Source organism: Yersinia sp. SCPM-O-B-9106 (C-191) (assembly GCF_026183365.1).
Classification (GTDB): domain Bacteria; phylum Pseudomonadota; class Gammaproteobacteria; order Enterobacterales; family Enterobacteriaceae; genus Yersinia; species Yersinia rochesterensis.
Genome location: NZ_CP110791.1, coordinates 209,361 through 225,211, shown reverse-complemented (window position 1 = coordinate 225,211; position 15,851 = coordinate 209,361). Strand labels below are relative to the sequence as shown.

Here is a 15,851-nt window from a genome sequence, read left to right as displayed (position 1 = left end):
TCAACTATTGAGCAGATGCCATGATCACAATAACAGACGCAGCACAATCTCATTTTGCCAAACTGTTGGCAAATCAAGAAGAAGGCACCCAAATCCGCGTATTTGTTATCAACCCCGGTACGCCAACCGCCGAGTGCGGTGTGTCTTACTGCCCACCGGATGCCGTTGAAGCAACAGATACCGTACTGAAATTTGAGCAGTTATCAGCTTATATTGATGAGTTGAGCAAACCTTATCTGGAAGACGCTGAAATCGATTTCGTCACTGACCAGTTAGGTTCTCAACTGACACTCAAAGCCCCTAACGCAAAAATGCGTAAAGTGGATGACAATGCTCCGCTGATGGAGCGGGTTGAGTATGTGCTGCAATCACAAATTAACCCGCAATTAGCCGGTCACGGTGGTCGTGTCACCTTGATGGAAATCACGCCAGACGCATTGGCTATCCTGCAATTCGGTGGCGGTTGTAACGGCTGTTCCATGGTCGATGTGACCTTGAAAGAAGGCATCGAAAAAGAGTTATTACAGAAATTCCCAGAATTGAAGGGTGTGAGAGATTTGACCGAGCATCAGCGCGGCGAGCATTCTTACTACTAATTATCCTGCGTCTTTGGCGCTACAGCGGTGTTAGCGGCACTCACTCACCCGAATCACTGACCTGAGTCAGCTCATCGGGATTTATTCGCTTGCTGCCTTGCTGTAACACCAGTGACTTTGGCTAATATTAGATGGCTAACAAACCTTATCCTGCGTCCTTGGCGTTACAGCGGTGTTAGCGGCACTTGAGCGCATGCACTTGAAGCAATGTGACGAGTATATGTTTTGACGTTGAGCGCAATCAGGGATATTGCCGACAAAGACGATGGCCCGAGTGAGCCGCCACGGACGGCGGCGAAAAGCGCGCTTGGGCAGGGATGCCCATCGCGTTGGCTCGATAAGGCTAGCGGCTGCTGGAGGGAATGGCGCAGCCACAATATTTTGCGCAAGGCGCGGGATTGTTAAGGGTGTGTGCCCACACCCTTAACCGGTTGAAGCATCAAGAGTTAGGTGAGCGGCAATCTCATGTCAACCGAACCCATCACCTAATAACCCTTTGTACGACCTAAAAGGTCACCCCGCTGAAACATTCTTGCGGCGCTTATCCAAATCTTTCAATAAACGATTAACCTGGTCGTCGGCGAACATCTCTTCCAAAGTTGATGTCAACTTACGCCGCCAGTTTGGATACTCATCACTGGTGCCAGGAATGTTGACTGGAGCAGCCATATCCAGCCAGTCTTCCGGCTGCAAACCCAGTAACGCACTGGCACTATCAGCCACATAGCGCTGCAATCCGCGGTTGAGAACCGGGCTCATCGATAGCAACGATGCTTTATGACCCACTTTCTTTGGCACACAATCATAATGATGCAGCCCTTCCAGCAAACCTTGTTTCGCGCGCTCTCTATCAAGATAGAGCTGTTTCAACATCTGTTGGTCCGGATATAACCCCAACTTACTTCCTAACGTCAAATCATCACTTTGCCAATAACCGCGCAGAGTCGGCAAGTCATGGGTGGTGATGGTCGCCATCGCCTGTACCGGATAAGACTGTGGTGCGCGGAAGGTGTTTTCGCTGTCATGCTCAAAATAGAGCACTTTATAGGAATACACCCCACTGTCGCGCAGCTTGGCGACAATCTCGACCGGCACCGTGCCTAAATCTTCACCAATGACCATGCAGTTGTGACGCTGGCTCTCTAAAGCTAATATCGCCAGCAAATCATCGACTGGGTATTTAACATAAGCTCCTTGATCGGCGGTTTGGCCGTAAGGAATCCACCACAAACGCAATAACGCCATGACATGGTCAATACGCAGCGCGCCACAACTGGTCATATTGGCCCGCAGCAAATCAATAAAAGGCTGATAAGCGCGAGCGGCCATGACGTGCGGATCCATTGGCGGCAAGCCCCAATTTTGGCCCAGCGGCCCTAAAATATCGGGCGGTGCTCCCACAGAAGCTTTAAGACAATATAACTCGCGATCACACCAGGTTTCTGCGCCACCTTCTGCTACGCCAACCGCCAAGTCACGATACAAACCCAGCGGCATTTTTCGTGTTTGACTGATATGGAAACAGTCATCAAACTGGCTGGCGGCCAACCACTGCAACCACAGATAGAAATTCACTTCATCCGCATGCTCACGGCAAAAATCAGCCACACCACTGCTGTGCCCATCACGATATTTTTCCGGCCATACCGGCCAGCCCCACATCATCGGGTCATTTTCACTCAAATGAGCATGAAGAGCATCAAAAGCGGCCTGTTGATGCAGGCTACTGCCACCTTGTTCAACAAATCGATGGAAAGCCTGCACCCGCGCATCTTTTGCTTTGCGGGCAGTAAAAAGCGGGAAAGCCAAACGCAAAGCGGCTAGTTTGAGTTGCATCACTTGCGGATAATCAACCCATTCGCTAGCGCGCGCTTTCGCCAGCGCACTTTGTGTCTCGGGCTGGTTCCACCAAGTCTGCGCGGCTTCGCTGCTGTGGAATTCATCCACGCGATTGACGTCAATATAAATCACATTCAGCCAGCGCCGTGAAGAGGGGCTGTAGGGGCTGGCACTTTGTGGATTTGCCGGATACAGCGCATGAATCGGGTTAAGGCCAATAAAGGCCCCACCGCGCTCACCCACCTGCTCCAACATCTGGGTTAAGTCGCCAAAATCACCAATACCCCAGTTGCGCTCGGAGCGCAGGGTATACAGCTGCACACAGGCTCCCCAGAGTTTTTTCCCTGCCAACAAGGCATCCGGTTCAAAACAGCGCTTCGGCGCGACGATAACCGAACACTGCCACTGTTGTAAGCCTTGTTCCAGCACCAAACGGTGATAGCCCTGCGGCAGTGAGGCTGGCAAGGTCAGCGTCTTTTTGGCACTGATACGCCCTTGATGTAAATCACCTTTTTCGGTCTGTAGCTGCCAGTGATAATCGCCTGAACCCGCCATTGGCAGCTGCATTGCGCTGCCAAAAGTATTTACTTTTGGCAGCTGCATTGCGCTGCCAAAAGTAAATACTTTTACCGGTGGTAATGGTGCTTTTTCTGTCTGGGAGTCAGAGGGCACACTGGTGCGCCCCATGGCCGCCAACAACTGCTGCTTAGTTTGTGCCGAAATAGCCTGCGGCTTACCATGCGCATTAATATAGTTGGCGGCTATCCCTGCCAGTGTCGCTGCTTGATCGAGCGATTTACGATCCATGCAGTCTTCTCCTTAACGTTTGGCTTGCCAGATCCGCGTTTGATAATCGCGAATTGAACGGTCAGAACTGAACATCCCTACCCGAGCGGTGTTAAGAATGGTACGGCGGGTCCATTCATCCTTATCGCGGTAAAGGGCATCAATTTGCTTCTGTGCCTGACAATATGAAGCAAAATCAGCGAGTACCAGATAAGGGTCACCCCCTTCCAACAGGCTATGCAGCATCATGTCAAATGCGTGTTTATCACCTTGGCTGAATGCACCGCTGGCGAGCTCATCCAAGATACTTTTCAGATGTGCGTCAGATTTCAAATATGTCTGCGGCTTATAACCTTTCGCCAGAATGGCTTTTACCTGTTCAACGGTGTTGCCGAAAATAAAGATATTTTCGTCACCGACCTGTTCAGCAATCTCGACGTTAGCGCCGTCCAGTGTGCCCACCGTTAATGCGCCATTCAGCGCCAACTTCATATTGCCCGTCCCAGAAGCTTCTTTACCAGCAGTGGAAATCTGCTCGGACACATCTGCCGCCGGGATCATCAATTCTGCGACCGAAACACGGTAGTCAGGAATGAACACCACTTTCAGGCGATCTTTGACGATCGGATCATTATTGATCTTCTCCGCCGCCTGATTAATCGCATAAATAATATTCTTAGCTAAATAATAACCTGGCGCAGCTTTCGCCCCGAACAGGAATACACGCGGGGCAATATCCAGGTTCGGGTTGTCACGAATCTGGCGATACAGCGAAAGAATATGCAACAGATTCAAATGCTGACGTTTATATTCATGCAACCGCTTAATCTGTACATCAAAGATAGCATCCGGGTTAATAGTTATCCCCATAACGCGCTTAACATATGCAGCTAATTTAACTTTATTGTCATATTTGATCTGCTGATACTGTTGGCGGAAAGCTTTATCTTCGGCATAAGACTCAAGCCCGGCTAATGCATCCAGATTATTTGCCCATTCCACTTTTAATGTGTCGTCAATCAAACCTGACAAAGCCGGGTTACATTGCTTCAACCAGCGGCGCGGGGTAATACCATTAGTAACATTGTGGAATTTATTTGGCCATAATTGATAGTATTCAGGGAACAAATCTTTGATAACCAGATCTGAGTGCAACTGTGCAACGCCGTTGACGGCAAAGCCGCTCACCACGCACAGATTGGCCATCCGCACTTGTTTATTATGGTGGACTGCCAGCTTGGCCCAGACCTCTTCGTCGCCCGGCCATTGCTTATCGACCAACTTCTTAAACTGCGCATTGATTTGCTTGATGATGACAAAATGACGTGGCAGCAAGCTACGCACCAGTTTTTCATCCCAGCATTCAAGCGCTTCGGGCATCAGAGTGTGGTTGGTGTAGGCAAAAGTTTTGCTGGTAATCGCCCAAGCAGCATCCCAACTGAACTGATGCTCATCCAGCAACACGCGCAGCATTTCAGGAATGGCGATAGTCGGGTGGGTATCATTCAACTGAATGACTTCATAATCTGGCAATTCAGCCAGCTTGCGGCCCGCCAGATGGTGCTTGCGCAAGATATCGGCCACCGAACAAGCACACTGGAAATATTGCTGCATCAGCCGCAGACGTTTACCGGCCAGATGATTATCATTTGGATACAGCACTTTAGTCAGCTTTTCTGCTTCAACACCATTTTGCTCGGCAAGCAAGAACTTACCGTCATTAAAATTAGTTAAATCAAATGGATGCTGATGAGTGGCTTGCCATAAACGCAAGGGTTGAGTGACGCCATTACGAAAGCCCAGCACCGGCAAATCCCAAGCTTCGCCACGTAAGGTAAAGGCCGGACGCCATAACTGACGGCCATCCGCCTGTTTCTCCAGCTTGCCACCAAAGCCAACATCCACCGCCAGCGCGGCATTGTGGCGGAACCACGGGTAGCTTTCGCGCTGCCAATTATCCGGTGCTTCCTGCTGCTTACATTCACTGAAAGATTGGCGGAACAAACCATATTGATAATTCAGACCATAGCCAGTGGCGGGCTGCTCAACTGTCGCCATTGAATCAAGAAAACAAGCCGCCAAACGGCCCAAACCACCATTGCCCAATGCGGGGTCAGTTTCCTGTTCTAACAGGTCGCTCAAGTTAACCTGCTGCTCCGCCAACAGCGCCTCTACTTGGTCATACCACCCCAGGTTAATCAGATTATTGGCAGTTAAACGGCCAATTAAAAACTCCATCGAAATGTAGTTAACATGGCGCTGTACTTTTTTGGCTGGCTGTGGGGCGGGCTGAGCTGACAGTTGCTCGGCCAATGCCGCGCTGACCGCTTCCCACCATTGGTGTTGGGTCATTTGCTGAGCAGAAGTTAAACCAAAGCGCTGCCACTGGCGGGCCAGTGCGGCCAGGAAATCGTCCTTTTTAAGCATAAGCTGTGACATAGGGAAGTCTCTAATCCTGTGAGTGGGGTAATCTTACCCTTATCCTGCCAATGAGAATGGACAAGAGCATCATCCTGCCGGGTAGTTAGCTGGGGATGAGTCGCAGGGCGTAGCTAAAATTGTGATCCGGTGCAACTTACAGCCACAGGAAACATTAACTCTATTGCAATAAGATGGCCGTTATCAGACCTTAGCAGTGCTGATTAATTACGAGGCTAAAAATAATTACTCTTATGAATGCCTGTAACAACTCATTAAAAATGGATATGTCAAACGCCAGGACGTTTTCTCACCGGAACCCTTTTAAACCGGACACAGCATGCTTATCCCATCAAAACTGAGCCGCCCGGTACGGCTGCAAAATACCGTGATACGCGATCGCTTGTTAGTGAAGTTATCTGGCGTCGCAAATTACCGCCTGACATTAATAAATTGCCCGGCGGGATATGGTAAGACGACGTTAATCGCTCAGTGGGCAGCCGATCAATGCGATCTAGGCTGGTATTCTCTGGATGAAAGTGACAATCAACCCGAGCGTTTTGCGACCTATTTAATCGCAGCCATACAATTGGCGACCAGAGGCTATTGCAGCAAAAGTGAGGCCCTCAGCCAGAAGCATCAATATGCCAGTCTCTCTGCGCTGTTTGCGCAATTATTTATCGAGCTGTCCGATTGGGACGGCCCGCTGTATCTGGTGATTGATGATTATCATCTGATTACCAATGATGCCATTCATGAAGCCATGCGCTTTTTCCTGCGCCATCAGCCAGAAAATCTGACCCTGATTCTGCTTTCTCGCACCTTGCCACCACTGGGTATTGCTAACCTGCGGGTGCGCGACCAGTTGTTGGAATTAGGTATGCAGCAGTTGGCATTTAATCATCAGGAAGCGCAGCAATTCTTTGATTGCCGCCTCTCCGTTCCACTGGAGCAAGGTGATAGCAGCCGCCTGTGTGATGAAGTGGAAGGGTGGGCGACGGCGCTGCAATTGATCGCGTTGTCATCGCGCCAGCCCAATTCCTCAGCACAAAAATCAGCAAAACGGTTGGCCGGGTTAAATGCCAGCCATTTGTCAGATTATTTAGTCGATGAAGTGCTGGATCAGGTCGATAGCGAGGCGCGCGCTTTCCTGTTGCGCTGTTCGGTATTGCGCTCAATGAATGATGCCCTGATAGTGCGCCTGACCGGTGAAGATAACGGCCAACAACGGCTGGAAGAATTAGAGCGTCAGGGACTATTTATTCATCGAATGGATGACAGCGGTGAATGGTTCTGCTTCCATCCATTGTTCGCCACTTTCCTGCGCCAACGCTGCCAATGGGAACTGGCATTAGAATTGCCAGAATTACACCATGCGGCGGCTGAGGGCTGGCTGGCTCTGGGCTATCCAGCGGAAGCTATCCACCATGCATTGGCGGCGGGCGATGTCGGCATGCTACGTGATATCTTGCTGCAACACGCCTGGACTCTGTTTAATCACAGTGAGTTAGCCCTGTTGGAGCAATGTCTGCTCGCCCTGCCCTACTCTTTATTGGTGCAAAATCCTGAACTGGCATTGCTACAGGCATGGCTGGCGCAAAGCCAACATCGCTATGGTGAGGTCAATACCTTGCTTGAGCGCGCTGAATCAGCAATGCAGGAACGTAAAATTCCTATTGATGATATTTTGCGGGCTGAGTTTGATGCTTTACGTGCTCAAGTGGCTATCAATGCCGGTAAGCCGGAGGAAGCCGAGAAGCTGGCAACCGATGCGCTGAAATATCTACCGATGGCAAACTTCTACAGCCGCATTGTCGCGACCTCGGTCACCGGGGAAGTTCATCATTGCAAAGGCGAACTGAGCCGCGCACTGCCGATGATGCAGCAAACTGAGCAAATGGCACGCCGCCACGAAGTCTATCACTATGCTTTATGGGCGTTATTGCAGCAGAGTGAAATTCTGATTGCGCAGGGATTCCTGCAAGCAGCTTATGAAACACAAGATAAAGCCTTTGATTTAGTTCATGAACAGCATCTTGAACAGCTTCCGATGCATGAATTCCTATTGCGCATTCGCTCCCAGGTATTGTGGTCGTGGTCACGGCTGGATGAAGCTGAAGAAGCGGCGCGCAAAGGTATCGAAATTCTGGTCAACTATCAGCCACAGCAGCAATTACAGTGTCTGGCGATGTTGGCAAAATGTTCGCTGGCCCGTGGGGATTTAGATAACGCCAACATGTACATTCAGCGCTGCGAGGCGCTGCAACACGGCAGCCAATATCATCTCGATTGGATTACCAATGCCGATAAACCCCGGGTTATTCATTGGCAAATGACCGGAGATAAAGTCGCGGCGGCAAATTGGCTACGCCAGGCCGAAAAACCGGGGATGGCCGATAACCACTTTTTGCAGGGGCAATGGCGCAATATTGCACGCATCCAGATTATGTTGGGCCGGTTTAATGAAGCGGAAGTGGTGCTGGACGAACTTAATGAGAATGCCCGCCGCTTGCGTCTCACCAGTGACCTTAATCGTAATCTATTGTTAAGTAACACTCTTTACTGGCAAACCGAGCGGAAAAGTGAAGCACAAAAAGCACTGATTGAATCCCTTTCATTAGCCAATCGCACCGGTTTTATCAGCCATTTTGTGATTGAAGGCGAGGCGATGGCGCAACAGTTGCGCCAGCTAATTCAACTCAATGCATTACCCGAATTAGAGCAGCATCGCGCCCAACGAATCTTGAAAGACATTAATCAGCATCATCGGCATAAATTTGCTCATTTCGATGAGATCTTCGTCGATAAGCTGCTAACTCACCCGCAAGTTCCGGAGCTAATCCGCACCAGCCCGCTTACCCAACGCGAATGGCAGGTCTTGGGGTTGATTTACTCCGGCTACAGTAATGACCAAATAGCGGGCGAGCTAGAAGTGGCGGCCACCACCATTAAGACGCATATTCGTAATTTGTATCAAAAGTTAGGTGTCGCCCACCGGCAAGACGCAGTACAACAAGCGCAACGGTTATTACAAATGATGGGGTATGTTTAACGAAAACTCTGTCATTAAATTTAAATATCAGTGAGTTAAATTGAATTTTATCTCTCTGGTAGATTGACAATCATTGGCCTAGATATTAATGACCGACCGCCATTTATCCTGAGAGTCTCTCTCTGGCGGGGTAAGGCGGCTAATAACCACTCTATTTAACTGGTCTTTATTGGCGAAAAATTGATTACAATCTCGCGATTGAACATTCAATCGCGATTAGATTAAAGGTCATCAGCAGTATGGAACAGTTTGAAACAATCAGTATTGAGCAGGCCTATAACCGCCTAAAAGAAAACAAAGCAGTTTTAGTTGATATCCGCGACCCACAAAGTTTTGAAGCGGGTCATGCGCCGGAGGCGTTCCATCTGACCAACAGCAGTTTGCACACCTTTATGCAACAAACTGATTTTGAACAGCCGGTGCTGGTGATGTGCTATCACGGCAACAGCAGCAAAGGCGCGGCGCAATATCTCCTTCAGCAAGGTTTTGAGGCGGTTTACAGCATTGATGGCGGTTTTGAAGCTTGGGCCAGGAGCTACCCGCAAGAAATCACTCGTGAAAATGTCTGATTCTGTTGCCTATTTGTAACCTGCTATTCGCCACAGCCAACCAGATTGTGATATTTTTAAACACCTAGATTAAAATCTCGTTAGACGGTGATAGACAAAATGGTTCGTGTGATAGCAATATCTAATCTACGTCTGGCGCAGGCCTTTGTTGATTATATGGCCACTCACAAGGTGGCGCTGGAAGTGCGGCCAGATGCTCAGGGTGCTGAGATTTGGTTAGCGGATGATGAACAATTGCCCTTGGTGCAGCATGAGCTGGAACAGTTTTTACTCGACCCCCTCAATCCGCGCTACCAAGCGGCCAGTTGGCAATCGGGCAATCTGCATTCTAATTTGCCGTACCAACGCTTTTCCTACCTCCAGACTCTCCGCAGTCAGGCTGGCCCACTGACGCTGAGTATTATGGTGCTGTGTATCGCCATCTATATTCTGATGCAAATCGTCGGTGATGCCGCAGTGATGTCTTGGTTGGCGTGGCCTCGTGACGAGAGCCAATATCTGCAAGTATGGCGTTGGGTCAGCCATGCTTTACTGCATTTTTCCCTGTTGCACATCCTGTTTAACCTGATGTGGTGGTGGTATCTGGCCGGGCAGATGGAGAAACGGCTTGGCACCGGTAAATTGCTGGTATTAACTATTGTTTCCGCCTTATTTAGTGGTTGGGGTCAATCGCTGTTTAGTGGTGTGAATTTTGGCGGCCTTTCTGGTGTGGTATATGCCTTAATGGGTTATGTTTGGCTGACTGGCGAGCGCGCACCCGAGCGCGGTATTTCGTTGCCTCGCGGCTTAATGGCTTTTTCTGTTCTCTGGTTGGTTGCTGGGTATTTCGATATTTTAGGTTTGTCGATCGCCAACGCAGCGCATGTTTCAGGCCTGATTATTGGGTTACTGATGGCATTTTGGGATACGCGCAACAGCGCAAGAACCACACAATAACTGTCTGGAAAAACCAGGCGAATTAGGGGATTACCGTGAAGCAAACGCAGCGGCATGATGCGATTATTGAATTGGTACGCCAACAAGGCTACGTCAGTACTGAAGAGCTAGTGGAGCATTTTGCCGTTAGCCCGCAAACCATCCGACGCGATTTGAATGATTTGGCGGATCAAAACAAGATTCACCGCCATCATGGTGGTGCCGCATTACCCTCCAGTTCAGTCAACGCGGCTTATAACGACCGTAAAGTAATGTGGTCGGAAGAAAAGGCGCGCATTGCCCAACGTGTTGCCAGCCAGATCCCCGATGGCGCGACACTGTTTATTGATATCGGCACCACACCAGAAGCGGTCGCTCATGCTTTAATGAATCATAAAGGCTTGCGCGTGGTGACCAATAATCTGAACGTGGCGACATTGTTAACCGCCAAAGAGGATTTTCGGCTAATTCTAGCCGGTGGTGAAGTTCGTACCCGTGATGGTGGGATTATTGGTGAAGCCACGCTGGACTTTATTTCCCAGTTCCGCCTCGATTACGGCATCCTCGGCATCAGCGGTATTGATATGGACGGCTCTCTACTGGAGTTTGATTATCATGAAGTGCGGACCAAACGGGCGATTATCGAAAACTCCCGCTGCGTGATGCTGGTCACCGACCATTCCAAATTTGGCCGTAACGCGATGGTGAATCTGGGGAACATGAATCTGATTGATTATTTGTTTACCGATCAGATGCCACCAGCCAGCGTGATGAAGATTATTGAGCAGCATAATGTTCAATTAGAGTTGTGTTGAGGTTTTAGTTTTGGTGATCCGATTCGGTTGTTAGAGCCCCGAGTTAACTTAACCTCCGATGAACCAACCGGCAAAGGGGCCATAAGCGTGGCCCTTGTGCAATCCTGCGCTTGCGCACGTATCGCTTGCCCACTGCGAGGGTTCCCTCACTCATCATTTCGCTGACGGATCGGGCCGATTCGCATCCATGCTCAAGCGGCCCTCGCTCGGCATCCATGTCTCGCGTCCTACCTTCATTCTTCACTCGGCTGCTCAAATGTGCTTTTAACATCAAAATCTAAAGGCAGGGTTTTGACTTTCTCTTTTGACCTTGAGCGCAATTAGGGATATTACCGACAAAGACGATGGCCCGAGTGAGCGGGCATGGACGCCCGCGAAAAGCGCGCTTGGGCAGGGATGCCCATCGCGCTGGCTCGATAAGGCCAACGACTACCGGAGGGGACTGCGAATAGCAGTAATATTTCGCGCAAGCCGCAGGTGCAGGAGGGCCGGCCTGCCCTCCTGCTCGGTTGAGGCGGCGAGAGCCAGGTGATCACTGAACGAATATCAACCGAAACAATAATCCAATTTGCTCTTGACTCAAATGCTCTAACAACCAAACCAGATCAACTATTCACCAAATCCAAATCCAAATCCAAATCCAAACCTCCCCCCCACATCCTGATAACAAAACTGTTACTTCCATCACGCATAAATGTTTTTTTTTGGTTAAGTCTTGGCTTGTTTGTTGGTTTTTGATTACAATCATGAGCGAAAACGAACATTAAAGAGCTGTTTCGAACATCCGGAGGAGGTAAGCATGGAAACCAAAGACTTGATCGTGATCGGTGGCGGCATTAATGGTGCCGGTATCGCTGCTGACGCTGCAGGGCGTGGCCTGTCCGTTCTGCTGCTGGAAGCACAAGATTTGGCCTGCGCTACGTCTTCCGCCAGTTCCAAACTCATCCACGGTGGCCTGCGCTATCTGGAACATTATGAGTTCCGCTTGGTCAGTGAAGCATTGGCCGAACGTGAGGTTTTGCTGAAAATGGCTCCTCATATTGCTTTCCCGATGCGCTTCCGCCTACCCCATCAGCCCCATCTGCGCCCGGCTTGGATGATTCGCACCGGCTTATTCTTGTACGACCACTTGGGCAAACGCACCAGCCTGCCAGCCAGTAAAGGGCTGCGTTTTGGACCAGAATCAGTATTGAAGCCCGAATTAGTGCGCGGTTTCGAATATTCAGACTGCTGGGTCGATGATGCCCGTCTGGTGGTATTGAATGCTCAGGAAGTGGTCGAGCGCGGCGGCGAAGTGCGTACTCGCACCAAAGTGACTCGCGCCTGGCGTGAGCAAGGTTTATGGATGGTGGAAGCTGTGGATGTCGACACCGGCCAAACCTTTACCTGGCGTGCTAAAGGTTTGGTGAATGCCACCGGCCCATGGGTTAAACAGTTCTTCGATGATGGCCTGAAACTCAAATCACCTTATGGTATCCGCCTAATTAAAGGCAGCCATATTGTGGTGCCGCGAGTTCATAACCAACCACAAGCCTATATTCTACAAAACGAAGACCATCGTATTGTCTTCGTCATTCCATGGTTGGATGAATATTCCATCATCGGCACCACCGACGTGGAATATCACGGCGATCCTAAAGAGGTGAAAATAGATGATCAGGAAATTGATTATCTGTTGAAGGTCTATAACGACCACTTTAAAAAGCAGCTGGGTCGCGACGATATCGTCTGGACTTACTCTGGTGTCCGTCCGCTATGTGATGATGAATCAGATTCGCCGCAAGCGGTTACCCGCGATTACACACTGGATGTCGCGGATGAAGGCGGCAAAGCGCCGCTGCTGTCGGTATTTGGCGGCAAACTGACCACTTACCGCAAACTGGCAGAACACGCGCTGGAAAAACTGTCCGGCTATTATCCAAATGTTGGCCCGGCGTGGACGAAAACTGGCTCTTTACCGGGCGGAGATATTGGCGGCAGCCGTGATAACTATACTGTGCAGTTGCGCCATCGCTATAACTGGCTACCAGAAGGGTTAGCGCGCCGCTATACCCGTACCTATGGCAGCCACAGCGAACTAATTTTGGCGGAAGCCACCAGCCTCGACAGCTTGGGCGAACATTTTGGCCATGGTTTGTATGAAGCAGAATTGCGCTATCTGGTTGAAAAAGAGTGGGTTATTGAACTCGATGATGCCATCTGGCGGCGCACCAAGTTAGGTATGATGCTAGATGAAGCGCAAAAACAGCGGATTGCCGAATGGCTAGCGCACGTTCAGGCGAAGAAACAACAGACATTGTCCTTAGTTTCCTGATAGCAAATACTCATCATTAATCTGTTAAAAAAACCTCTTCACAGTTCGCTGCTGAAGAGGTTTTTTGTTATTAACTCACCGAATATTTAGAGCTTGATTGGCTTAATATGCCAAATATCATCGGCATACTCTTCAATGGTCCGGTCTGACGAGAAATAGCCCATATTGGCGATATTGAGTAAGGTTTTACGTGTCCATTCATCCGGATGGCGATAGAGTATATCGACTTGCTCTTGGGTATCCACGTAGCTGCGATAATCTGCCAGTAATTGATAGTGATCACCCAGATTAACCAGTGAATCAAACAAGCTGGTGTATCGCTGAGGTTCTTCTGGGCTGAAAGCGCCGGTGGCAATTTGCGTCAAGACCAAATGCAGCTCCGGATCTTCGTCGTAATATTTCCGTGGGTTATAGCCACTGTTACGCAGCGCCTCAACCTGCTCGGTAGTATTACCAAAGATAAAAATATTCTCCTCGCCCACATGTTCGCGGATCTCGACATTCGCCCCATCCAGAGTGCCAATCGTCAGCGCCCCATTCAGCGCAAATTTCATATTACTGGTTCCTGATGCCTCGGTACCCGCCAATGAGATCTGTTCGGAGAGATCCGCCGCCGGAATGATCAACTGCGCCAGGCTGACACTGTAGTTCGGGATGAATACCACTTTCAGTAGATTATTAATCCGTGGATCATTATTGATCACTTTCGCTACATCATTGATCAAGCGAATGATTTGCTTCGCACTATAGTAGGCTGATGCCGCTTTCCCGGCAAAAATCACCACGCGCGGCACCCATTTCTCATCAGGAGCTTCGAGAATGCGGTTATAGCGAGTTATCACATGCAGCACATTCAATAACTGCCGTTTGTATTCATGAATGCGCTTGATTTGCACATCAAACAGCGCCGCAGGATTCACCACAATATTCAGTTTTTCAGCAATATAGACAGCCAGCCGCTTCTTGTTCTCCAGCTTGGCTTTCTGTAGCGCCTGCAAGAAACTCGGGTAATCGAGATTCTTTTCCAGCTCGCTGAGTTGGCTCAAATCAGTGCGCCAGTTGTGGCCGATGCTGTCATCCAACACCGCCGCCAATGGCCGGTTAGCCAGCCCCAGCCAGCGCCGTGGGGTGACGCCATTAGTTTTATTACAGAAACGATTAGGGAAAATACGGGCAAAATCGGCAAACAGCGATTGCACCATTAATTCTGAATGCAGGGCCGACACGCCGTTCACTTTATGGCTGGCGATCACCGCAAGCCAGGCCATACGAACTCGCCGGCCATCATGCTCATTAATAATTGATACACGCGGCAGCAATTCTGGCTCATTCGGATATTGTTCCTGCACCAGTTTGAGGAAATGGTCATTGATATCAAAGATGATTTGCAGATGGCGCGGCAGGATCTTGCCAATCATGTCGATGGGCCAAGTCTCCAGCGCCTCACTCATCAGGGTGTGGTTGGTGTAGGAAAACACTTGCTGCACCACATCCCAGGCGTCCATCCAACTAAATTTATACTCATCAATCAGCAAACGCATCATCTCAGGGATAGAGAGCACCGGATGAGTATCATTGAGGTGAATAGCAATCTTATCAGCCAAATTATCGAAGGTTTGATGCATCGCCCAATGGCGGCTGAGAATATCCTGCACAGTGGCGGAGACTAAAAAGTATTCTTGCCGCAGGCGCAGTTCGCGCCCGGAGTAGGTCGAGTCATCGGGGTAAAGCACCCGAGAGACGTTTTCTGAATGGTTTTTATCTTCAACCGCCGCGAAGTAATCGCCCTGATTGAATTTCCCCAGATTGATTTCATTACTGGCCTGCGCAGACCATAAGCGAAGTGTATTTGTGGCGTCGGTATCAAAACCGGGGATGATTTGATCATAAGCGCAGGCGAGGATTTCTTCAGTTTCCAGCCAGCGGACTTTGCTGCCTTCTTGCTGAATCCGGCCACCAAAACGCACTTTATAGCGGGTATTGTGCCGCGGGAACTCCCAGGCGTTACCATATTCCAGCCAGTTATCCGGCGATTCCATCTGTTGGCCATTGACGATTTTCTGGCTGAACATGCCATATTCGTAGCGAATGCCGTAGCCGCGCCCCGGCAGTGCCAATGTGGCCAGTGAGTCCAGAAAACACGCCGCCAATCGCCCTAACCCGCCATTGCCGAGACCGGGGTCATTTTCTTCTTGCAACAGCTCAGATAGATTGAGGCCCATTTCATCCAGCGCCTGCTCGATATCCTCATAAATTCCCATCGATAACAGGGCATTAGAGAGCGTTCGCCCCAAGAGAAACTCCATCGACAGATAATAAACCTGCCGAACATCCTGTGATAATTGTGCGCGATTAGAACGCAGCCAGCGTTCAACCATCCGGTCGCGCACGGCAAATAAGGTCGCATTCAGCCAATCGTGCTGAGTCGCAATAGTGGGATCTTTACCCACAATAAACATCAATTTGTAGGCAATGGAGTGTTTCAGCGCGTCCACACTGACAACAGGTGAGGTATAACTGAACGGTGATGTCATAGCGTTTTTCCCA

The 15,851-nt window shown here is 49.8% G+C and carries 10 protein-coding genes; 7 read left to right on the top strand and 3 right to left on the bottom strand.

The features are described 5' to 3' along the window. The first annotated feature begins 20 nt into the window (after positions 1-20). Both nfuA and OP863_RS00840 read left to right on the top strand, forming a co-directional pair. The gene (gene nfuA / locus OP863_RS00845; RefSeq protein WP_038637289.1) at positions 21-596 is read left to right on the top strand and encodes a Fe-S biogenesis protein NfuA; all 576 of its coding nucleotides are present in this window, start codon (positions 21-23) and stop codon (positions 594-596) included. Between the two features lie 225 nt (positions 597-821). Then, positions 822-1,001, top strand: a complete 180-nt coding sequence (locus tag OP863_RS00840; protein ID WP_186368316.1) for a hypothetical protein — start codon at positions 822-824, stop codon at positions 999-1,001. Positions 1,002-1,109: 108 nt separating this feature from the next. On the opposite strand, the gene malQ is transcribed toward OP863_RS00840, so the two are convergent. Both malQ and malP read right to left on the bottom strand, forming a co-directional pair. Continuing rightward, positions 1,110-3,242, bottom strand: a complete 2,133-nt coding sequence (gene malQ / locus OP863_RS00835; protein WP_265525784.1) for a 4-alpha-glucanotransferase — start codon at positions 3,240-3,242, stop codon at positions 1,110-1,112. A 12-nt stretch (positions 3,243-3,254) separates the two neighbouring features. Further along, positions 3,255-5,660 (bottom strand): maltodextrin phosphorylase, encoded by a 2,406-nt coding sequence (gene malP / locus OP863_RS00830; protein WP_145588033.1) that lies wholly within the window; start codon positions 5,658-5,660, stop codon positions 3,255-3,257. 319 nt (positions 5,661-5,979) lie between these two features. On the opposite strand from malP, the gene malT reads away from it, so the two are divergent. From malT to glpD, 5 genes are all read left to right on the top strand, one after another. Then, entirely contained in the window at positions 5,980-8,691 is a 2,712-nt protein-coding gene (malT, locus tag OP863_RS00825; protein WP_265525783.1) for an HTH-type transcriptional regulator MalT, read from the top strand. A 239-nt stretch (positions 8,692-8,930) separates the two neighbouring features. Continuing rightward, entirely contained in the window at positions 8,931-9,260 is a 330-nt protein-coding gene (gene glpE, locus OP863_RS00820) for a thiosulfate sulfurtransferase GlpE (RefSeq protein ID WP_050291838.1), read from the top strand. 99 nt (positions 9,261-9,359) lie between these two features. Next, entirely contained in the window at positions 9,360-10,196 is an 837-nt protein-coding gene (gene glpG, locus OP863_RS00815) for a rhomboid family intramembrane serine protease GlpG (RefSeq protein ID WP_038637301.1), read from the top strand. 35 nt (positions 10,197-10,231) lie between these two features. Next, positions 10,232-10,990, top strand: coding sequence for a DeoR/GlpR family transcriptional regulator (locus tag OP863_RS00810; protein ID WP_038637305.1), 759 nt, complete (start codon positions 10,232-10,234; stop codon positions 10,988-10,990). Between the two features lie 799 nt (positions 10,991-11,789). After that, complete coding sequence (glpD, locus tag OP863_RS00805; protein ID WP_145591564.1) at positions 11,790-13,304, top strand: glycerol-3-phosphate dehydrogenase; 1,515 nt, start codon at positions 11,790-11,792, stop codon at positions 13,302-13,304. 86 nt (positions 13,305-13,390) lie between these two features. On the opposite strand, the gene glgP is transcribed toward glpD, so the two are convergent. Continuing rightward, on the bottom strand, positions 13,391-15,838 hold the full coding sequence (gene glgP, locus OP863_RS00800; RefSeq protein ID WP_265525782.1) for a glycogen phosphorylase: 2,448 nt from the start codon (positions 15,836-15,838) through the stop codon (positions 13,391-13,393). Positions 15,839-15,851 lie beyond the last annotated feature (13 nt).